We start from the raw sequence: 22332 nt of genomic DNA on the forward strand, positions 1-22332 counted from the left end.
GCGATCGCGATCGTCCTTTAGAGAGAAAACAAACTATTCTGAAATTGAAAGAATTTAGTAGAAAACCTTGAAATAATAGGGTAACAATTCATCATGGTTCAAGCACCCGCTCCTACAGCACAAAAAGGTTCATTGACTGCTGACGAGCTGCAAAAGATGAATGCTTACTGGCGTGCAGCTAACTATCTTTCAGTCGGACAAATCTATCTTCTAGACAATCCACTCCTGAAAGAACCGCTGAAGCTAGAACACATTAAACCACGATTGTTGGGACATTGGGGAACGACACCAGGCTTAAACTTCATCTACGTTCACCTCAATCGCGTTATCAAAAAATATGACCTCAGCACGATTTATATTGCTGGTCCCGGTCATGGTGGACCTGGTTTGGTTGCCAACACTTATTTAGAAGGGACGTATAGCGAATATTACCCCAATGTCTCTCAAGATACTGAGGGAATGAAGCAACTCTTCAAACAATTTTCCTTCCCTTACGGTATTCCCAGCCACGTTGCACCTGAAACCCCTGGTTCGATCCATGAAGGGGGTGAATTAGGTTACGCTGTTTCCCATGCATACGGTGCTGCATTTGACAACCCCGATTTAATTGTGGCGTGTGTCGTGGGTGATGGCGAAGCGGAAACGGGTGCTTTAGCTACGAGTTGGCATAGTAATAAATTCCTCAATCCCGTCCGAGATGGTGCGGTGTTACCGATTTTGCACCTGAATGGATACAAAATCGCCAATCCTACAGTGTTGGCGCGGATGAGTCATCAAGAGTTGGAAAGCTTGTTCGTCGGCTACGGTTACAAACCCTATTTCGTCGAGGGTGACGATCCCGCTACCATGCACCAACTGATGGCGGCGACGATGGATCGGGTGGTAGAGGACATTAAAGCGATTCAACACGAAGCACGGACGAAAGGTTTTACGGATCGCCCCCAATATCCGATGATAATTTTGCGATCGCCCAAAGGATGGACGGGACCGAAAGAAGTGGATGGGAAGAAAACAGAAAATTCCTGGCGATCGCACCAAGTCCCATTTTCCGAAATGTCTAGCAAGCCAGAACACGTACAATTGCTAGAACAGTGGATGAAGAGTTATAAACCCGAAGAACTCTTCGATGCAGAAGGTAGGTTATTCCCAGAATTAGCCGCACTCGCACCCACCGGACAACAGCGCATGGGAGACAATCCCCACGCTAACGGCGGAATTTTATTGCGAGATCTGAAAATGCCAGATTTCCGCCACTATGCAGTGGAGGTAAAAAATCCAGGTACGACAACATCTGAAGCCACTCGCGTTTTGGGTAAGTTTCTGGCGGATATTCTGAGATTTAACGAAAAAAGCCAGAATTTCCGAATTTTTGGTCCCGACGAAACCGCATCTAACCGCTTGGGTGAAGTTTTCAAAACGACAGACCGGACGTGGACGGCAGATATTTTACCGGAAGACGAACAACTATCGCCTGACGGTAGGGTAATGGAAATATTGAGCGAACATACCTGTCAGGGATGGTTAGAAGGATATTTGCTAACCGGACGGCATGGAATATTTTCCTGCTACGAAGCATTTATCCACATCATCGATTCGATGTTTAACCAACATGCCAAGTGGTTGAAAACAACCCGTCACATTACCTGGCGCAGACCTGTAGCCTCCCTCAATTACCTCTTGACTTCCCACGTCTGGCGACAAGATCACAACGGCTTTTCGCACCAAGACCCAGGTTTTATCGATCACGTCATGAATAAAAAGGCTGAGGTGATTCGGGTGTATTTACCCCCCGATGCTAATACTTTACTCTCAGTTGGCGATCACTGCCTGCGATCGCGTCATTACGTCAACGTCATCGTCGCCGGAAAACAGCCAGCCTTGCAATATCTCGACATGGATGCAGCAGTCAAGCACTGTACCAAAGGAGTTGGAATTTGGGAATGGGCGAGTAACGACAAAGATAGCGAACCCGATGTAGTCATGGCGTGTGCGGGGGATATTCCCACCCTAGAAACTTTAGCAGCAGTAGACATGATGCGGCTGCACTTCCCCGATTTGAAAGTCAGGGTGGTGAATGTGGTGGATTTGATGACAATGCAACCTAACACCGAACACCCCCACGGTTTGACAGATAAAGACTTTGACAGCATCTTTACCACCGATAAGCCGATTATTTTTGCTTTCCACGGCTATCCCTGGCTGATCCACCGCCTCACCTATCGCCGCACCAACCACCGCAACCTACACGTTCGCGGCTACAAGGAAGAGGGAACGACAACCACGCCATTTGATATGGTTGTCCTTAACGACTTAGACCGTTTCCATTTAGTCATGGATGCGATCGATCGCGTGCCTAAATTGGGATCTAAAGCAGCATATGTCAAGCAAATGCTCAAAGACAAACTGATCGAACACAGACATTACGTCTCCACATATGGCGAAGACATGGCGGAAATTCGCCAATGGGTATGGCAATATTACAGCGGTTCTCCTGCTGAGAAAGGGGCGATCGATACCCAACAAGATAATGCTAGTTCAACTCCGTCTTTAGAAGGAGAAGAAGGCGCGGCGAGGAAGTGAAGAGAGCTGGGGGAACTGGGGGAGCCCAGGAGGCTGAGGGAGAAAAATTACTTCTGACTCCTGGCTCCTAATTTTTGACTTTTAAATTTTGACTTTTGACTTCCCTTGTAATCATTTTGACTTTTGTAGTAGTAAAAATCGGGCAAGGTTAATAGCAGGAGACAGTTAACAGGAATTGAATATGCAAATCCAAGAACCCCAACTGCAAGGTCAAGACACGGGGATGCAATGCGAAGACGATCGCACGGGGATTGGGGTTGAAACCCTGAAGCGAGCGTTTTTAGACAACTTATTCTACGTCCAAGGCAAGTTTCCTGCCCTTGCCACGAAACACGACTACTACATGGCACTTGCCTATACAGTACGCGATCGCCTCCTGCAACGTTGGGTCAATACAGCCGCAATCTACACCCAGGAAGGGTCGCGTACAGTTGCCTATCTCTCGGCTGAGTTTCTGATGGGTCCGCATTTGGGTAATAACCTAATCAATTTGGGCATTTACAACCAAGTGCAGCAAGCCATGACCGAGTTAAAACTCGATCTGAAAGAATTACTAGCAAAAGAAGAGGAACCAGGTTTAGGTAATGGGGGTTTGGGTCGGTTAGCTGCTTGTTACCTCGATTCCTTGGCAAGCTTGGAAATTCCTACCCTTGGCTATGGTATCCGCTACGAATTTGGCATTTTCGACCAACTGATCCGTAACGGCTGGCAAGTTGAGAAAACTGATAAATGGCTGCGCTATGGCAACCCTTGGGAAATTGCTCGTCCAGAATGGGCTGTTTCGGTGAAATTTGGCGGACGCACCGAAGCACATAAAAATGCGCAAGGACGCTATCGGGTACGCTGGATTCCCCACAAAGTTGTCCTGGGCATACCCTACGATACGCCGATTTTGGGTTACAAGGTCAACACGGCTAATACCTTGCGGTTGTGGAAAGCCGAAGCACCAGAATCTTTTGATTTTGAAGCCTTTAATCGCGGGAATTATTACGGTGCGGTGGATCAAAAAGTTACCTCGGAAAACTTAACCAAGGTACTTTATCCCAACGATGAAACTTACGAAGGTAAGCAACTACGTTTAGAACAGCAGTATTTCTTTGTTTCCTGCGCCTTGCAAGATATGCTGCGAATCATGTTACGGCAGAAATTGCCCTTAGAACAGTTCCACGAAAAATTCGCCGTTCAACTCAACGATACCCATCCCGCGATCGCAGTTGCCGAATTGATGCGATTGTTGTTAGACGAACACGAAATGGACTGGGAACCCGCTTGGGAAATTACCCAAAAAACTTTTGGTTACACCAACCATACGTTACTACCAGAAGCTTTAGAAAAGTGGTCGCTGAAGTTATTTAGCAGCCTTCTTCCCCGTCATTTAGAAATCATTTATGAAATTAATTGGCGCTTTTTAGAACAGGTACGGCATAAATTTGGTACGGATGAAGGACGGATCGGACGGCTATCGTTGATTGACGAAAACGATGGTAAATTCGTCCGTATGGCACACCTCGCCTGCGTTGGTAGCCACAAAATTAACGGAGTCGCAGCACTCCACAGCGAATTGCTACAAAAAACCACGCTGTTAGACTTTTACGAGTTTTTCCCTGAAAAATTCACCAACATCACAAATGGCGTAACTCCCCGTCGTTGGATTGTCTTGAGTAACCCCAAACTGACAAATCTGATTACCAGTTGTATCGGAGATAATTGGATCAAACATTTAGAAGACGTACAACGAATAGAAACCTACGCTGAAGATCCAGGGTTTCAGCAAGAATGGCAGCAGATCAAGCGGGAAAATAAAGTTAACGTCGCTGAAATTTTACTCGATCGCACGGGTGTTAAAGTCGATCCCGACTCGCTATTTGACATCCAAGTCAAGCGCATTCACCAATACAAGCGCCAACACCTGAATATATTGCACGCAATTACGCTTTACAACCAAATCAAACAAAATCCCAATCTAGACATTACCCCCCGTACCTTAATTTTTGCTGGCAAAGCCGCTCCTGGTTATTACATCGCCAAGTTGATAATTAAACTGATCAACTCCGTGGCTGAAGTGGTCAACAAAGATCGAGATATTGGCGATCGCTTGAAAGTTGTCTTTTTACCAGATTACAACGTCAAAAATAGCCAACCCATCTATCCCGCTGCCGACCTTTCCGAACAAATTTCCACCGCAGGTAAAGAAGCATCCGGCACGGGTAACATGAAGTTTGCCATGAATGGGGCATTGACAATCGGCACTCTCGACGGCGCGAACATCGAGATCCGCAATGCTGTGGGGGCAGAAAATTTCTTTCTGTTTGGCTTGACAACAGAGGACGTTGGTGCTTTAAGATTAACCGGATATCGTCCTAGAGAGTATTACGAACAAAACCCGCAATTGAAACAAGCAATCGACCAAATCGCCTCTGGATACTTTTCTCACGGCGATCGCAGCTTATTCAAACCGCTAGTAGACTTGTTACTTGACAAAGACCCCTTCATGTTAATGGCAGATTACCAACCGTACATCGATTGCCAACAGCAAGTATCTCAGACATACCGCGATCGCGATCGGTGGTTGCAAATGTCAATTTTAAATACAGCCCGCATGGGTAAATTCTCCTCAGACCGTGCCATCCGCGAGTACTGCCAGCAGATCTGGAAAGTGCAACCCGTTCCGGTACAATTGGCAGCAGAAAAAACTGGCGATGGTTGGTTTGGGACAGTGACTAGTGACTAGTGGCTAGTGACTAGAAAAGAGTCCAGCCTCTAGCCACTAGCCACCAGCCACTCTACAAATGACAAATGACAAACTTATGTTAAAAATTGGCATTAATGGTTTTGGTCGAATTGGACGTTTAGTAGCGCGGGTAGCAGCCCATAATCCGCAAGTGGAGATTGTCGGGATTAACGATCTCGTTCCCCCCGATAATCTTGCCTATTTGTTTAAATACGACTCCACTCATGGCACTTACAGCGGTCGGGTGGAGGCGAAGGAAGATGGAATCGCGATCGACGGCAAGTTCGTCCCTTGTACGGCAATCAAAAATCCGGCTGAGTTACCTTGGGGCAGTTTGGGTGCAGATTATGTCGTGGAATCTACAGGTTTGTTTACCACCTATGAAGGGGCATCCAATCACCTTAAAGCAGGGGCAAAACGGGTAGTCATTTCTGCTCCTACTAAAGACCCCGATAAGGTTCCAACGCTGTTGGTGGGTGTGAATCACGACAAATTCGATCCCCAAAAAGATGCGATCGTGTCTAATGCTAGCTGTACCACTAACTGTCTGGCTCCGATTGCCAAAGTCATCGACGATAAATTCGGCTTGACAGAAGGCTTAATGACCACCGTACACGCTATGACCGCTACCCAACCTACTGTAGATGGTCCTAGTAAAAAAGACTGGCGCGGCGGACGCGGGGCAGCTCAAAATATCATTCCTTCCTCGACTGGGGCGGCGAAAGCTGTAGCGTTAGTTTTGCCTCAACTCAAGGGTAAGCTTACCGGAATGGCATTTCGCGTCCCTACCCCCGATGTTTCCGTTGTCGATTTGACCTTCAAGACAGAGAAAGCCACCAGCTACAAAGAAATCTGTGCGGCAATGAAAGAAGCTTCCCAAAATGGCTTAGCAGGCATTCTCGGCTACACCGAAGATGAAGTTGTCTCAATGGATTTCCGTAGCGATGCTCGTTCTAGCATTTTTGACGCTGGCGCGGGTATCGAGTTGAATTCCAACTTTTTCAAAGTCGTTTCCTGGTATGACAACGAGTGGGGTTACTCCTGTCGCGTCCTCGATCTGATGCTTTATATGGCACAGAAAGAAGGCATATTAACAGGCGATCGCCCCTTGGTTGCTGTTTCTTAACGGTAGTTGGTAGTTGGTAGTTGTCATTACCAACTACCCATTACCAATTACCCATTACCAATCAAAACATGAGTCTCAAACTCTACTTGCTGCGACACGGAGAAACAGAATACAGCCGCACGGGAGGTTTTTGTGGCGAGCTTGACCCAGAACTGACCCCAGAAGGGATGTTGATGGCAAAGGCGTTTGCCGAAACTTATCGTTCTCTGCCTTGGACGGCGGTTTATGTCAGTCCGATGAAACGCACGATCGCAACTGCAAAACCTCTATGTGATGCGATCGCGATGGATATGCAATTGCGCGACGGATTGAAGGAGATTCGCTACGGCAAATGGGAAGGACAAACGCTGGAATTTGTCAAGCAACATTACGAAGAAGATTACGTCCGATGGTTGACGGAACCAGCTTGGAATCCGCCGACTGAAGGTGAAACTGGTGTCCAAATTGCCAGCCGTGCTATGCCTGTTATTTCTGAAATTGAAGCTAAATGTCCTACGGGCAATGTTTTGATCGTCTCTCACAAAGCCACGATTAGGATTATTCTTTGCAGTTTATTGGGGATCGATGTCGGACGTTATCGCGATCGCATTACTGCTTTAGCTGCTTCTGTTAGTATTGTCAAATTTGACGTACACGGTCCTTTATTGGAAGTGTTGGGCGATCGCTATCATCTAGATGCAGAATTACGTAATTTACCAGGAACGTAATAATCGACAAATATATCTATAAATATTTCATTTTTGCTCTGGGTATTTTCCCTAAACTAAGATTTGAAACATTCGCGATCGCTCTTTCTCTTCAATTTTGCGCGCTTGAGTAAGTCCGAGGTCAAAATTCACTCACAATTAAATCCAAATAGAGCTTATGCAAACTATTTATGTCGATGGAACTTACCTTGAAAATAATCCATCTTATGGTGTTGAAGATTCCCCTTGGAAAGCCCAGCAAATTCTGAGTATAATTCAGAAAAATCAGTTAAATCCTCGTTCTATTTGTGAAATTGGCTGTGGGGCTGGAGAGATTTTAAGACAACTACAGTTATCCTTACCAGATCATGTCAGATTTCAAGGATATGATATCTCACCTCAAGCAATCCAACTCTCTCGACAGCGCCAAAATCAAAATTTATCTTTTGCCTGTGAGGATATAACTAAAATAGAGATCGATCCTTTCGATATTTTACTCTGTATCGACGTGTTCGAGCATGTAGAAGACTATTTAAATTTTTTAAGACAGTTAAAACCCAAATCTAAATATAAAATTTTTCATATTCCTCTCGACATGTCAGCTCAATTTGTTCTGCGAGCCGAACCGATTTTGTGGATGCGAGAAAACGTCGGTCATATACACTACTTTATGAAAGATACAGCTCTTTTGGCTTTGAAAGACGCTGGCTACAAAATTTTAGATTATTGCTACACCGCCGAGCATGTCGATCGCCCGAAATCCTTTAAAGCGAGATCGCTAAGTCTACCGCGAAAAATTTTACATGCGATCGCCCCAGATGTTACAGTACGGCTACTAGGAGGATACTCGCTATTAGTCCTAGCAGAATCTTAGAGCTATATACATCTTTAGACACTCAACAAATTGCTGCCGAAAATCTAGAATCCGAGTGAAATTTAAGTCGGAAGACCGATCGCTGTTAACTGATAACTGTTAACTGATAACTGACTGATGAAAATCCTTGTACTCAACGCCGGATCGAGCAGCCAAAAAAGTTGTCTCTACGAAATTACGGGAGATGGGATTCTAGAGCAACCAGTTGAGCCATTGTGGGAAGCCACCATAGACTGGACGGGAAAATCGGCAGTCGGCTTACTCAAGGTAAAAACCTCTCATGGAGCATCGATAAAAACAGAAATTCCTGTCAAAGAACGACAGCAGGCGATCGCCCAAATGCTCGATACTTTAATGCAAGGCGAGACACAGGTGATTTCCGATTTAGCTGAAATCCAACTCGTCGGACACCGTGTCGTTCACGGCGGACAGCATTACTCTCAGCCAACTCGCATCACTCCCGAGGTGAAAGCAGCAATAAAAGAACTAGCAAACCTTGCACCCGCACACAATCCCGTCAATTTAGAGGGGATTGAGGCGATCGAGCAGACTTTACCACAAGTACCGCAAGTAGCAGTATTCGATACTGCTTTTCACAGTTCCATTCCCCCTGGTGCAGTCGTTTACCCCATCCCTTACGAGTTGTCCGAACAAGGAATTCGCCGTTACGGTTTCCACGGAATCAGTCACGAATACGTATCTCGTCGCGCCGCATATTTGTTAGACAGAGATCTTAGTTCCCTCAAACTGATTACCTGTCATTTAGGTAACGGTTGTTCTTTAGCAGCAATCCGCGATGGGAGCTGCATCAATACGACAATGGGATTTACACCCTTAGAGGGATTGATGATGGGGACGCGATCGGGTTCTATCGATCCCAGCATTCTCCTCTATCTATTGCGACAGGGTTACAGTACCGAGCAGTTAGACGAGATGCTCAATAAACAATCGGGACTGAAAGGCGTTTCTGGTATAAGTGGGGATATGCGCCAAATCAGCCAAGCGATCGCCGAGGGAAACGATCGCGCCAAATTAGCATTTGACATTTATATTCATCGCCTGCGATCGCACATCGGTTCGATGCTAGCTTCCTTGTCAGGAACGGATGCACTTGTCTTCACTGCTGGGGTGGGAGAAAATCACCCTCTAACTCGTACAGCCACCTGTGAAGCTTTTGAATTTCTGGGATTGAAACTCGATCCCAGTAAAAATCAAGCTTCCCCCAAGGATGCAGACATCGCCACCTCTGATTCAAAGATCCGCGTTTTAGTCGTCCAAACCCAAGAAGATTGGGCGATCGCTCAATCTTGCTGGAATCTGTTGAATCGAGAGTCGTAGGGGCGCACAGCAGTGCGCCCCTACAGGAGTCGCCAGTCGCAAATATTCCACGCACCACGCACCACTTTCTTACCAACTACCTATCTACTGCATCTTCTCGATATAGTCCAACACCATCTCATAATTAGCCATTCTGCCTTGGGAGAGGAAGAGTTCTGCGGCAGCACGAAAATCTGACAACGCACCCATGCGATCGCCTAAATTTAGCCTCATAAAGCCGCGATTGCCAAAAGCTCTAGCATTCTCAGGATTTATCGATACCGCTTCGTCGTAGCTTTGAATTGCTCCTACATAATCTCCACCATCAGCCCTAGCTGCTGCTTGCTTCATGAAGTCTTCAGCAGTCATCGCTTCTTCAACAACTTTCATGTTTATTCCTCGCAGGTTTGCAGCTAAAAAATTTCTTTGCTATGTTGAAGAATTTACAACAAGGTGACGCAAAAAATTAAGTAGCTAGAAACAAAAATCTATCATTCTAACTCAAAGAAAGTTTGTTCTTCTCGATACAATTTCTTTAAATTTGAACGGAAAGTGACTTATTCTCAACGATCGCCAAGCTCAATTGAAGACGATCGCTTCATTTCTTTGCCATCAAAAGCCAAATAACATAATGTTAGTTAATTAATAGTAATAAATCTTAAATAAAAAGTAGGGTGAGCATTGCCCACCCTACTAGGAAAATCTGCTAAGTCAAATTAGTTAACTTCAGCTTTTTGGCGGAAGCACCAAACTAACAACGTACCACCAACTGAAAGTTTCACAGCTTCTAGCAGCCAGTAACCAGCGTGCAATTGATTCATCACAGAAGGAATTTCCTGAACGGACTCAAATACATTCAGCGGCATTCCTACAGCACACATATTGGGAGTGAGAAAATAAGTATTAATCAGGGCGATCGCTAGCAACAGCGAAGATAAAATTGCGGCTTTCCAAGCCAAATTAGCATGATATAATTGCGATTTGCCGAGTGCTAAAACCCCTGTCAATACCAAGGCAGCAGAAAGTAATTCAATCCGATTAAAATTCCAAAACATGAAATAGCCTGCTGATGTAAATCCAGGTTGAGTCATCATCCCAGATACATATAAACTAGGCATAATTACCCAGTCTAAAAGCAAGCTACCACCAAGCCAAAGCCCCAAAGTCAAGATGACAACAGTATGCCAAATGGGTCGCTTCAATTGAGTGGTTGATGCAACAGTCATATCAAATCCCCTAATTGAATGATTTATCGGTGTAGAGACGTTACATGTAACGTCTCTACAAAGTTATCAGTGACTAGCAACCAGCTACCAATTACCAATTACCAATTACCAATTGCCGATTACCTTTAGCTTAACTAATTGATAGGTACTCAAATATAAATTATGTTTGAATTCTAAGTTGAGAATTAATAAGAAGAAATTGTTTTTCATTTTTAAAATAAGAAATATTACAATAAAGTTGATAGTTGGTAATGGGTGATGGGTAATGGGTAACGAGTAATTGGTTGTTCACCCTCAGCTCTCTTCTCGCGACTTCTGTACGAGCGGGTTTTGAACGTGGATTTATTGCCATAACTCGTAAATCTGTTGCTAAACCCGCCCCTACGACTCCCCGATCTACAGGTAGATAGTATGGTGAGACAAATTATCAGATTGTTGGGAACTGCGATCGCAGTAGGTTTGGGTTTAGGTGGAGTAATTCCCTCAACCGTACAAGCCGTGCAGCTAGGAGACGGTTCAGTTGCTTTCGTACAACCGCCAGATCTACTGGAAGCAACAACCACTTTTGATAGCGTCAGCGTCTGGGGCGCAACTTACTACTTCACGATCGCCATTCCCAAAGCAGCAAGCGAACCCTTACAACGGGTAACGATTCATCAAAAGGAAGGCGCAGACAATATTCGCTATAGGCTCGATGATACCCGCGCATTTGTTGGCACGCGCCGCGATCGCGGTGACAAAATTAAATTAGGCGAAGTCACCCACGATCGAGAAACGCGAACGGTGACAGTCAATTTCGATCCGCCAATTCCCCCAGGTAGAGCCATTACAATCGGGCTCAGACCGAGAGCGAATCCCACAACTTCTGGAGTTTATCTATTTGGTGTCACCGCTTTTCCGCCAGGGGAAAAAGTCCGCAGTCAATTCATGGGCTTCGGTCGGTTACATTTCTACAACAACGGTGGGAGTAGAGACATTTTTTGAATCAGTTATCAGTTATCAGCGAAGAGTGGTAGTTGGTAATTGGTAATTGGTAGTTGTTTTCTTTCTCAGCTCAAGAGTAACTCCCTCCATTTTGACTTCTGACTTTTGACTTTTGACTTTTCTAATGCCGATGATGGTAGCGGCTGAAGTTGGGACCGTAAGTTGCTAGTAAGTTTTGTGGAGATAGGGCAATTTCGGGCGTACCCGTGCAAATTAGGCTTTGGTTGAGACAGAGAACGCGATCGCAGTGATGGTTGACCATATCTAAATCGTGAGAGATCTGCAATACCGTCCAATTTTCCTGTTGTTTGAGTTCGTTTAATAAGTTGTAAAAATCGGCTGCACCTTGCGCGTCTACACCTGCAAAAGCTTCATCCAAGATTAATAGCTGCCGTGGCATTACTAAACAATACGCTAGCAGCACCCGTTTTAATTCACCTCCACTGAGGCTACCAATTGCCTGTCGGCGCAGATGGTAGCCGTTAACTCGTTTTAATGCTCGGTCGATCGCCTCTTTTTTTCTCTCCGGTCGAGGATGCATTGAATTTATTATAGGGACGCATAGCTGTGCGCCCCTACCCTGTTGTCTCTCCACGTATCCCAACCCAACTAATTCGCTGACAGAAATCGGAAAACTGCGATCGAAGATAAAATTTTGTGGCATGTAGCCGATCTGATGGCACAATCTCCCCAAGCGTCCTATGGGGCGATCGAAAATTTCAATTTTGCCCGCAGCATAGGGAATTATTCCCAATAATGCTTGTACGAGGGTGCTTTTCCCCGCGCCGTTGGGACCGACAATCGCTGTATCCGTCCCTGAAATCAGTTCAAAGGAAACATCGCGGACGGCGAGATAGTTTCCTTGGTAAACTGTTAAGTCTTCTACCTTCAGAATCGGATATTTGTTACTAGTTATTGCTGAATGATTCACAATTAGTTACTGACAACCCGCTTCCAACGATTTGAGGTTGGCTTTCATTGCCGTGAAATAATATTGAGGATTTGTCTCTCCTGTCTCCAGAGGATCGAGAGGTCTGAAAGTCAGGTTTAAATCTTGCGAAAGATTTTTTAGCAACCTGTTATCTGTCCCTGGTTCGCCAAACACCGCTTTGACGTTGTATTTTTTCACCGCCGCGATCGCCCTTTGAATATCCTGGGGCGATAATTGGTCTTCGGGAATTTCTACTACTGCTACTTGTTTGAGTTTGTAACGTTGTGCCAAATAAGGATAGGCATCGTGGAAGGTGACAAACGTGCAGTTAGGATATTTTTGTAACCTTTGCCTAAACTCGCGATCGAGTGCCTGCAACTGTTGGATGTAGTTGGCGGCGTTAGTGGTGTAAGTCGCTTTATTTTGCGGATCGGCAGCAATTAAGCCATCTCGAATGTTATTGACTTGTTTTTGCGCCAAGACGGGATCGAGCCAGACATGGGGATTACCCTCAGCGTGTTCGTGTCCGTGTCCGTGTTCTTCTTCTGAAGTGGTTTCTTCCACTGGGGAGATTTCTGTTACAGGTTTTATTCCTTGACTTGCTTCGACTTGTTTCAACTTGGAGTTACCCGCATTTTTTACCGTATCTTCCAGAAATTCCTCCAAGCCCAAACCGTTTTTGACTAAAACATCAGCCGTGGCGATCGCCTGCACGTTAGCTGGTGTTGCTTGGTATTCGTGGACTTCCGTACCAGGCGGGACTAAAATTTCTACTTGCGCCGCCTCTCCTGCTACTGCTTTGGTAAACCAGTACATCGGTAAAAATGTCGTCACTACCTTTGACCGATCCGACGGCGAAGCAACTGTCTCAACTTGAGGCGCAGGTGGCGGCGAACTCGCTTGGTTATTGCAGCCTGTAACAATTGATGACAGTAGGAGTGACATCAAGGGTAGGCTGAGTTGCCATCCAGCCCAATATCTCAAGTAGCAGCGGCTCACAATTTTTCTCCTGGCATTGGTTAAAGGGTTGCGTTTGAACCAGAAGTCTATTTTACAACTACAATGAGAATCAATATCACCTTCTTATGTACCGATCTCAGTAGCGAGTCGCTGTTGAGTATAAATTGTGGTTCACCAGCAATTACGAACAGTGTTAGCATCCCCCCTAAGATAGAAAATTCAAATAAAAAATTGTTGAAAAAATGCAGCCAAAGTAGCTGGTTTTCTGTCAAACTATTGAGAAAAAGTTGCAGACTTTCGTTTTCAGCCGTTGTCATGACTGCAATGAGAGAGCAACATCTTGGTGTGAGGAAAGTAAATCATGAATAAAAGCTTGTGGCGATCGCTTTTGGCTAGTCCGGTAGTTTTTGCAACTATATTAGCTTGCAGCCCGTGGTTCCCTGCCGCAGCGAATCCAAAGACTAGCAATACTATGGCGCAGGTGACTTCAGTTTCCCAGTTATCAGACGTGCAACCAACTGACTGGGCTTTTCAGGCATTGCAATCTTTGGTTGAGCGTTACGGTTGTATCGCAGGTTATCCTGATGGTACGTATCGCGGTAATCGAGCCTTAACGAGATACGAGTTCGCGGCGGGATTAAATGCTTGTTTGGATCGAGTCAACGAGTTGATTGCTACGGCAACAACAGACTTAGTGACCAAAGAAGACTTGGCTACCCTACAAAAGTTACAAGAAGAGTTTGGCACAGAACTTGCTACCTTGCGCGGTCGAGTTGATAGCTTAGAAGCAGCAACCGCCGAATTAGAAGCAAATCAGTTTTCTACCACCACCAAACTAAGTGGGGTTGTTGTTGCCGCAGTCTCGGATGTTTTCGGTGGTGACAATGCCGAAACTGGTGAGGAAGTGGAAGACAATACTATCTTTACAGACAGAGCCAGACTAGAATTCAGTACTAGTTTTACCGGAAAAGATTTACTGTACACGCTCATCTCGGCGGGCAACTTTAGGGGATACGCTGGGATTACAGGCACGGCAGAAGGAGATTTAGCTTTCACCCGCGCCCAAGATGAAGAAGAACCGGATAACGATGTTGGTCTAGAAACTCTAGAATACACTTTCCCCCTTGGTGAGAGTACAGAAGTTACCCTAGCTGCGGCTGGTGCGGCGTTCTATGATTTTACTGATACAGTAACGCTATTCGATGGAGATGGTGATTCAGGGGCATTGTCTCTGTATGGCACGCGCAACCCCATCTACAACTTAGGTGATGGTGCGGGCTTAGGCATTAAACATCAATTAGGCGATCTCTTCGAGATCAGTTTAGGATACTTGGCAGCCGAAGGAAACGATCCAGCTGATAGTAGTGGCTTATTTAATGGTCCTTATGCGGCGATCGGACAAGTCTTATTTAAGCCAAGCGATCGCTTAAAGTTAGGTTTGACTTACGTTCATTCCTACCGTGCTGACGATACAGGTACGGGTAGCAGAAATGCCACCTTTAATCAGTTCGATGCCGATTACTTTGCTAGCAGACAAATCATCGGACAAGGCGACGACGCACCAGATGTGCCGACTTCTAGCAATGCCTACGGCGTACAGCTATCTTGGCAATTAAGCGATGGCATTGTCGTTGGTGGTTGGGCTGGCTACACGAGAACGACTTTGCTTTCTACAGTGAATGGCGCATTCGATCGCGGCGGTTTAGAAATCTGGAACTACGCCGTTACTTTAGGCTTTCCAGATTTCGGCAAAGAGGGCAGTCTCCTGGGTTTTGTCTTTGGTATGGAACCAAAAGTGGAAGATTCTACTGTTGCTGAAGTTGCGGAGGACGAAGATACTTCCTTCCATATTGAAGGATTCTATCAATATCAACTCACGGATAACATTGCCATTACTCCAGGCGTAATTTGGATTACTGCACCTGGATTTAATAACGACAACGATGATGCCATCATCGGCGCGCTGCGGACGACATTTAGTTTTTAGGTAAGGTAGGGGCGGGTTCACCAATAATCTCTGTAAACGCACGAAGAACTAAATAAACCTGCCCTGAAAAGATTGACGGTAGTAGGGGCGCACAGCTGTGCGCCCCTACAAATGTGTTGCAAACGTTCGATCGCAAAATGTAGAGACGTTACATGTCATTCCTCTACATTTTTATTTAATCTAGCCAACGCACAGCATCTTTCGCGTGATATGTCAAGATCATATCCGACCCCGCCCGTTTAAAACTTGTCAGAGTCTCCATAACGACCCGCTGTTCGTCGATCCAGCCATTGAGGGCAGCGGCTTTCACCATCGAATACTCGCCAGAGACATTGTAGGCGGCTACAGGTAAATTGGTCGCTTCCTTCACCCGCCAGATAATGTCCATGTATGCCAAAGCAGGCTTCACCATCAGCATATCTGCCCCTTCAGCAATATCGAGTTCGACTTCTTTAATCGCTTCACGGGCGTTTCCTGGGTCCATTTGATACGTGCGGCGATCGCCAAATTGGGGTGTAGAATCGGCAGCATCGCGGAAGGGTCCGTAATAAGCTGAAGCGTACTTCGCCGCATAAGATAAAATCGGCGTATCTTGGAATCCTGCTGCATCTAAACCTTCGCGGATCGCTTGCACGAATCCGTCCATCATTCCCGAAGGTGCGATAATATCAGCTCCAGCTTTAGCTTGAGAGACTGCTGTTTTCTTGAGTAATTCCAAGGTAGGATCGTTCAAAACCTGTCCCATCAGATCGCCTGTTTGCAAATAGCCACAGTGACCGTGACTGGTATACTCGCACAAGCAGGTGTCGGCAATCACAATTAAATCTGGTACTGCTTCTTTGACAGCAGTTGCAGCTTTCTGGACGATCCCGCAATCGTGCCAAGCTCCAGTTGCATCGGTATCTTTATCTTCAGGAATGCCAAATAGAATAATCGACGGGATACCCAGATCGTAAACTTCTTTGGCTTCCTCCACAATTTTGTCTACAGATAACTGGTAGACTCCTGGCATCGATTTGACTTCTTTGGCAAATGCTTCACCAGGAACGGCAAATAGAGGATAAATTAAATCGTTTTTAGATAAAACCGTTTCCCGCACCATCCGGCGCAGTTGGGGATGAGTTCTTAAGCGGCGAGGGCGATGAATTGGAAACATGACGTTGTATTATGACAGCTTGAGAAGATGTAGCGCTCAGATCTTGAAGTATATTACGCCGCGATCGCCCTACTGACAGAATGAGTAACTGTTGTTAAAAATATTAAGGATATTAAACGAACTCTATGCGATCGCAGGTTGTTTCAATCTATTAGAAGCGATCGCGCTACTCATTTTTTGCACCACATCTCGACAGCGCCAATAACTAGCATGAGCATCGCCACCATTAATTAACAAAGATACAGGAGTTTGACGAAAAGGCAGCATCAGCAAATCGGTAAGATCGGTATCTCTGGTAATGACATCTTCAATTTCAACTAAACCGCTACCTACCACCTCCTGCATCACCTCTTTCAGCGTCCAAGCAAACGGATCGCTGGGGTGAATGAAATTGTACCAAGGTAAAGGCTGCTGTCTGCGCTCTCGATACAAGGTTTGCAGTAGCTCTTGTAAATTCTTGGCAATATCGTAAGTATCACCGAGTCCCGTCGTCGCATCAGGTACGAGATCGATCAGATTGAATAAAGCAATGGGAGAACCCAGCGTGTGAATGCTAGCAAGGCGGATACCTCGTTCGCGTTCCGGTGCTACACCAAAAATTCGCTGTCGGATCGTGCGGACGCGATCGCCACCTGGTACATTAGGAAGATCCCAACGTCCTGCAAACAGAATATCGAATAAAATTACCGTCCCCCAACTATGACCCACTATATGCAAGCGATCGTCTAGCTGGGGTTGTGAAGGTAAATTCGCTTCTATTTGCCGTGCCAATTCCTCAACAACTTTAGCACCAACATGACGGTTGATATATAATGTTGCATCCCCAATAAACTGCATCAGTTGTGTGGAGCGGAAATTGCGAAACCACAGACGCTTCCACTGGCTAGAGGCGCGGAACTTATCCAGACGTTTTTGTTGTTCGTCAAATAGAGTGTCACCCCAGTAAAGCGGAATATATTTAGGATTGAGCGTCGGTGCATGGGACGCGATCGCCCGATCGAGCAATTTAATCAAATCGTTGGCATAGCTTGGCTGTGCCTGCTGTTCGCGAGTGTTAACGCCATGAATGAACAGAATATAGTCAGTAGCCATTGACGCACCTATGACTTATAGCTCTCTGACTATTGCTTCAGGTGCTATGCGGCAAATTTAGGAAAAGAAAGATTTTTGGCAATTCATCTTTGTCAGAAATTTATAACAACCGCACGATAAAAGGGTAGCGGAAAGACTCGTCAGGATGACTCAAGACTTTGACGATCGCCAGAATAGTTAATCCCCAATGAATTAAAAATCCCAGTCCAGCTAAAGGAAATAATAAACCAAAGCTGATCGTCACCAGCACGCCAATAACTAATGCCCAAAACCAGACATTTAAGTGAAAATTAATCGCTTCTTTGGCGTTTTCCTTGACGATTGGATCGTCGGAGACAAATAAAACCGCGATGGGGATACCAACAGATACCAGAGTGGTACTGAAAAAGATTGCTCCGTGGCTAATCGCCGATAGCAGTTTCCGCTTGTCAGGGTCGTACATACAAACACATTCCTCAGTTGCAGATTGTTATCCTAAATAAAGGTAAATTAGATTCTGCTAGACTCTGGTTTTTACTTCCTGTTACATCCTACAGCTAAGCTTCAATGATCTCCAACGACCTACAAGCAGATTTACAAACAGAGGTGGAGCGGCGACGCAATTTCGCCATCATCTCCCACCCAGACGCAGGTAAAACTACACTAACAGAAAAGTTATTGCTGTACGGGGGAGCAATTCACGAAGCAGGAGCCGTCAAAGCGCGACGAGCGCAGCGCAAGGCAACTTCTGACTGGATGGCAATGGAGCAGCAGCGGGGAATTTCTATCACCTCAACAGTCTTGCAGTTTGAATATCACAACGCTCAGATCAACTTGCTAGATACGCCAGGACACCAAGACTTTAGCGAAGACACCTATCGTACCCTGGCAGCAGCAGATAATGCGGTGATGTTGATCGACGCTGCGAAAGGTTTGGAACCGCAGACGCGCAAATTATTTGAAGTCTGTAAACTGCGATCGCTTCCCATTTTTACATTTGTGAATAAACTCGACCGTCCTGGGAGAGAACCACTATCGCTGTTGGATGAAATTGAGAAAGAATTAGGGTTGCAGACTTATGCGGTCAACTATCCTATTGGTATGGGCGATCGCTTTAAGGGTGTATACGACCGTCGCACGCAGCAGATCCACTTATTTGAACGGACGGCTCACGGTAGCAAAGCGGCGGCGGATACGATCGTTAATTTGGGCGATCCGCGCATCGAGCAGTTGTTGGAACAAGACCTTTACTACCAACTGAAAGAGGATATAGAACTTTTAGAAGAAGCGGGATCGGAACTAGATTTAGATCTCGTCCACCAAGGCAAAATGACTCCGGTATTCTTTGGTAGCGCCATGACAAATTTTGGCGTGGAGTTGTTTTTAAATGCCTTCTTGGACTACGCCCTCAAACCCTATGCCCGTGTTAGCAGTATGGGTGAAATCGCTCCTTCCTATCCAGAATTTTCGGGTTTCGTGTTCAAACTTCAGGCAAATATGGACCCGAAACACCGCGATCGCGTGGCGTTTATTCGCGTCTGTACGGGTAAATTTGAAAAAGATATGACGGTAAACCATGCCCGCACTGGTAAAACGATCCGTTTGTCAAGACCCCAAAAATTATTTGCTCAAGACCGCGAATCGATTGATGTAGCCTATCCCGGTGATGTGATTGGTTTAAATAATCCAGGCATGTTTGCGATCGGCGACACGATTTATACAGGACAAAAGCTAGAGTACGAAGGTATTCCTTCTTTCTCTCCCGAACTGTATGCCGTGATGAGAAACCCCAACCCTTCTAAATTTAAGCAATTTCAAAAAGGCGTGTCCGAGTTGCGAGAAGAAGGCGCAGTCCAGATTATGTATTCAGTGGATGAATCCAAGCGCGACCCAATTTTAGCAGCAGTAGGACAATTACAATTTGAAGTGGTACAGTTCCGCTTGCAAAACGAATATGGAGTTGAGACGCTACTAGACTTATTGCCTTACACTGTCACTCGTTGGGTAGTTGATGGTTGGGAAGCTTTAGAAAAAGTAGGGCGGATCTTTAACACCATGACGGTGAAAGATTCCCTCAATCGTCCCGTGTTGTTATTTCGTAACGAGTGGAATTGCCAGCAACTCGAAGCAGACCACCCAGATTTGAAATTAAGTAAAATTGCGCCCTTAACTTCTGTGAGTGCAAGCGATCGCAACGGAGAATTGTAGAAACTTTACATGTAACGTCTCGACTGCATAGCGATCGCACCTGCTCCGTATAGAAAGATTGTTATCCAATTCAATCTTTCTAACAGGAGTTTATTTATGAAAGCGATCGCAACTTCCCAAACCGCAGTTCAACCAACCCAACGACAATTCAATCCTACTCAACAAAAAGGTAAATTAGTCGCTCAATGGTTTCCCATTGATGGCAAATTAGTTTGTAAATGGTGCAAAATTTAACAATTACAACTTTCTGCTTAATTCCGAATTCCGAATTCCGAATTCCGAATTCTTACGTCCATGCTCGAAAGAAGGTATTATCCTCCCAAATAGCAGCAGTGCGTTGCTCGATCGCCGCTAATTCCTGTTTAGATAAAGGTTGAAAAGCTTGAGCCACACGAACATTATTTTCTAATTGAGCGATCGTTTCTGCTGCCACAACACAACAATGCACTCCTGGTTGAGACATAGCATATCCTAATGCTTGATTCATCCCATCTAACCCACCAGGTTTAAATAAGCGACCGTAAGCCGGAACTTTCATGGCAATTACACCAACATTTTTCTCCCTTGCAACTGGTAGAACCACAGGAAGAAAGGGACGTGGATGGTGTTTATCTGCTGCGTTGACGGGAATTAGAGTCGCGTCAAATGAATAGCGGCGCAAACCTTCAGCAATAATATTAGGATCGTGGTGCCCGGTAATTCCCGCAAAGCGAATGAGTTTTTGGGCTTTTGCTTCTTCGACAGCTTGAATTGCTCCATTTTTGCCGAAAATAGTCTCTAAATCTTCAGTAAAAGAGACATGATGCATTTGCCATAAATCTAATCGATCTGTATTGAGACGTTTGAGCGATCGCTCCAATTCACGCCATGCACCATCTCGATCTCTAGCATCTGTTTTACTAGCAAGAAATATATTTTTTCGGTAAGATGGCAAGACTTTACCAAAATAATCTTCACTCGGACCGTAATTTGCCGCAGTATCAAAATAACGAATACCTAATGCGATCGCTTTTTCAATTATTGCGACTGCATCCCCTTCTTTTCCCTGCCAAGATAGAGGCGTTTGTCCTGCTCCGCCTAAGCCGAAAATTGGAACTTTAACCTCTGTGCGTCCCAGTACCCTTTCTGGCATCTTTCCCGTCGATTTAGCCGCTGTATTTTGTGCCGTAGACTGAGCGCTATCAGTTTGATTTTGTTGTAGCGCCGTGCTACCAATAATTCCACCTGCTACAGCCGCACCAGTAAGCAAAAAATTGCGCCGAGTGGTCTTATCTGTCATTATTAGCTCCTTAAATTTTCAGCAAGACACTGAGGGCAACGAATATCTCTTCGTATGGTAGCAAAGTAAAACTTCTAAAAATGGCACAATCAAAATAGATAAAATTTGACTGGAATGCCACCTTCTCCGATTTATACCCAGCAACCCTGGACAGAAACCTACAGCGAAATTATTGATGTTCGTTCCCCGAGCGAATATGCAGAAGATCGCATCCCTGGTGCTATTAATCTTCCAGTACTAGATGATACCGAACGTGCTGAAGTGGGGACGATTTATAAACAAATCAATCCTTTCAAGGCGCGTAAAATTGGTGCAGCACTAGTAGCTAAAAATATTTCTCAGCATCTCCAACAGCATTTTGCAGATAAAGGCAAAGATTACCGTCCGTTAGTCTATTGCTGGCGCGGCGGACAACGTTCTAATAGTATGGCTGCGGTACTAGCACAAATTGGTTGGCGAGTTACCGTCTTGGAAGGTGGGTATAAAACTTATCGCGCCTACGTGCGGCAACAGTTAGAGCAACTCCCAACTCAATTTACCTATAAAGTTTTATGCGGTTTTACAGGTAGCGGTAAAACGCTGATTTTACGTAGGTTACAACAGCGCGGCATCCAGGTTTTAGATTTAGAGGCGATCGCCAACCATCGCGGTTCTTTACTCGGTGAAGAATGGCAACTACAACCGACTCCTCAACCCTCACAGAAGTACTTTGAATCATTGCTCTTACAGCAATTACATAAATTCAATCGCGATCGAGTTGTATGGATAGAATCAGAAAGTAACAAAATTGGAAAAATTTATTTACCTCTACCTCTATGGCAAAAAATGAAGCAATCTCAGTGTATAGAAATTCAGCTACCTATAGATAGTAGAGTTGCATTTCTTTTAAGAGAATACCCATATTTAGAAACTCACTCTGAGTTCTTAAAAACTAAACTAGAAAAATTAAAGTCTAGATATGGAAAACAAAAATTAAACTATTGGTTTCAGTTGATCGATGCTGGAAAAAGAGAAGATATCGTTAAAGAATTACTCCTTTTTCACTACGATCCAACCTATTCTTGCTCTATACAAAGAGACTATGCCAATGTAGAAAAGTCTTTGTTTATGTCAGATGTATCCGATATCAATATTGAGCATGTTCTAAATAAGTTGCTCTCACTGTCTGAAGACTAATCTTTTTACTCCATTTCATAGCAATTCTCGATTGCGTGCG

At 45.2% G+C, this 22332-nt stretch carries 19 protein-coding genes; 11 read left to right on the forward strand and 8 right to left on the reverse strand.

Annotated features, from left to right (window positions below; genetic code table 11):
• Window positions 1-93: 93 nt before the first annotated feature.
• The 6 genes from CHRO_RS01970 (at window position 94) to CHRO_RS01995 (ending at window position 9335) form a co-directional block, all read left to right on the forward strand.
• Window positions 94-2580, forward strand: a complete 2487-nt coding sequence (locus tag CHRO_RS01970) for a phosphoketolase family protein (protein ID WP_015152495.1) — start codon at window positions 94-96, stop codon at window positions 2578-2580.
• A gap of 181 nt (window positions 2581-2761) precedes the next feature.
• Window positions 2762-5311, forward strand: coding sequence for a glycogen/starch/alpha-glucan phosphorylase (locus CHRO_RS01975; RefSeq protein WP_015152496.1), 2550 nt, complete (start codon window positions 2762-2764; stop codon window positions 5309-5311).
• Window positions 5312-5387: 76 nt separating this feature from the next.
• Window positions 5388-6437, forward strand: coding sequence for a type I glyceraldehyde-3-phosphate dehydrogenase (gene gap / locus CHRO_RS01980; protein ID WP_015152497.1), 1050 nt, complete (start codon window positions 5388-5390; stop codon window positions 6435-6437).
• A gap of 68 nt (window positions 6438-6505) precedes the next feature.
• Complete coding sequence (locus tag CHRO_RS01985) at window positions 6506-7144, forward strand: histidine phosphatase family protein (RefSeq protein WP_015152498.1); 639 nt, start codon at window positions 6506-6508, stop codon at window positions 7142-7144.
• 157 nt (window positions 7145-7301) lie between these two features.
• On the forward strand, window positions 7302-7997 hold the full coding sequence (locus tag CHRO_RS01990; protein ID WP_015152499.1) for a class I SAM-dependent methyltransferase: 696 nt from the start codon (window positions 7302-7304) through the stop codon (window positions 7995-7997).
• A 117-nt stretch (window positions 7998-8114) separates the two neighbouring features.
• Window positions 8115-9335 (forward strand): acetate kinase, encoded by a 1221-nt coding sequence (locus CHRO_RS01995; protein ID WP_015152500.1) that lies wholly within the window; start codon window positions 8115-8117, stop codon window positions 9333-9335.
• 84 nt (window positions 9336-9419) lie between these two features.
• On the opposite strand, the gene CHRO_RS02000 is transcribed toward CHRO_RS01995, so the two are convergent.
• Window positions 9420-9704 (reverse strand): tetratricopeptide repeat protein, encoded by a 285-nt coding sequence (locus tag CHRO_RS02000; protein ID WP_015152501.1) that lies wholly within the window; start codon window positions 9702-9704, stop codon window positions 9420-9422.
• Between the two features lie 326 nt (window positions 9705-10030).
• The gene (locus tag CHRO_RS02005; protein WP_015152502.1) at window positions 10031-10540 is read right to left on the reverse strand and encodes a hypothetical protein; all 510 of its coding nucleotides are present in this window, start codon (window positions 10538-10540) and stop codon (window positions 10031-10033) included.
• Window positions 10541-10951: 411 nt separating this feature from the next.
• Here CHRO_RS02005 and CHRO_RS02010 point away from each other — a divergent pair, with 411 nt between their 5' ends.
• Window positions 10952-11524 carry a DUF2808 domain-containing protein gene (locus CHRO_RS02010; protein WP_015152503.1) on the forward strand — a complete coding sequence of 191 codons (573 nt, stop codon included), beginning with the start codon at window positions 10952-10954 and terminating at the stop codon, window positions 11522-11524.
• A gap of 121 nt (window positions 11525-11645) precedes the next feature.
• Here the strand turns inward: CHRO_RS02010 and CHRO_RS02015 are convergent, their stop codons facing one another.
• Together CHRO_RS02015 and CHRO_RS02020 are read right to left on the reverse strand one after the other, a co-directional pair.
• Entirely contained in the window at window positions 11646-12455 is an 810-nt protein-coding gene (locus tag CHRO_RS02015) for a metal ABC transporter ATP-binding protein (RefSeq protein WP_015152504.1), read from the reverse strand.
• 6 nt (window positions 12456-12461) lie between these two features.
• Window positions 12462-13454: a metal ABC transporter substrate-binding protein gene (locus CHRO_RS02020; protein WP_015152505.1), complete on the reverse strand. Its 993-nt coding sequence runs from the start codon at window positions 13452-13454 to the stop codon at window positions 12462-12464.
• 322 nt (window positions 13455-13776) lie between these two features.
• Between CHRO_RS02020 and CHRO_RS02030 the strand changes: the two genes are divergently transcribed.
• Window positions 13777-15402: an iron uptake porin gene (locus CHRO_RS02030; protein WP_015152507.1), complete on the forward strand. Its 1626-nt coding sequence runs from the start codon at window positions 13777-13779 to the stop codon at window positions 15400-15402.
• Window positions 15403-15577: 175 nt separating this feature from the next.
• On the opposite strand, the gene hemB is transcribed toward CHRO_RS02030, so the two are convergent.
• From hemB to CHRO_RS02045, 3 genes are all read right to left on the reverse strand, one after another.
• A complete protein-coding gene (hemB, locus tag CHRO_RS02035) occupies window positions 15578-16558 on the reverse strand; it encodes a porphobilinogen synthase (protein ID WP_015152508.1) in 981 nt (326 codons plus the stop codon).
• 123 nt (window positions 16559-16681) lie between these two features.
• On the reverse strand, window positions 16682-17650 hold the full coding sequence (locus CHRO_RS02040; RefSeq protein WP_015152509.1) for a hypothetical protein: 969 nt from the start codon (window positions 17648-17650) through the stop codon (window positions 16682-16684).
• Between the two features lie 100 nt (window positions 17651-17750).
• Entirely contained in the window at window positions 17751-18092 is a 342-nt protein-coding gene (locus CHRO_RS02045; protein ID WP_015152510.1) for a DUF4870 domain-containing protein, read from the reverse strand.
• A 104-nt stretch (window positions 18093-18196) separates the two neighbouring features.
• On the opposite strand from CHRO_RS02045, the gene prfC reads away from it, so the two are divergent.
• Together prfC and CHRO_RS31485 are read left to right on the forward strand one after the other, a co-directional pair.
• On the forward strand, window positions 18197-19837 hold the full coding sequence (gene prfC, locus CHRO_RS02050) for a peptide chain release factor 3 (protein ID WP_015152511.1): 1641 nt from the start codon (window positions 18197-18199) through the stop codon (window positions 19835-19837).
• A gap of 96 nt (window positions 19838-19933) precedes the next feature.
• Window positions 19934-20071 (forward strand): hypothetical protein, encoded by a 138-nt coding sequence (locus CHRO_RS31485; RefSeq protein WP_015152512.1) that lies wholly within the window; start codon window positions 19934-19936, stop codon window positions 20069-20071.
• A 52-nt stretch (window positions 20072-20123) separates the two neighbouring features.
• Here the strand turns inward: CHRO_RS31485 and CHRO_RS02055 are convergent, their stop codons facing one another.
• Window positions 20124-21116: an aldo/keto reductase gene (locus CHRO_RS02055; protein WP_015152513.1), complete on the reverse strand. Its 993-nt coding sequence runs from the start codon at window positions 21114-21116 to the stop codon at window positions 20124-20126.
• A 114-nt stretch (window positions 21117-21230) separates the two neighbouring features.
• Here CHRO_RS02055 and mnmH point away from each other — a divergent pair, with 114 nt between their 5' ends.
• Window positions 21231-22292, forward strand: a complete 1062-nt coding sequence (gene mnmH, locus CHRO_RS02060) for a tRNA 2-selenouridine(34) synthase MnmH (protein WP_015152514.1) — start codon at window positions 21231-21233, stop codon at window positions 22290-22292.
• The last annotated feature ends 40 nt before the right edge of the window (window positions 22293-22332 follow it).

The sequence above is a fragment of the Chroococcidiopsis thermalis PCC 7203 genome (assembly GCF_000317125.1).
Classification (GTDB): Bacteria; Cyanobacteriota; Cyanobacteriia; order Cyanobacteriales; family Chroococcidiopsidaceae; genus Chroococcidiopsis; species Chroococcidiopsis thermalis.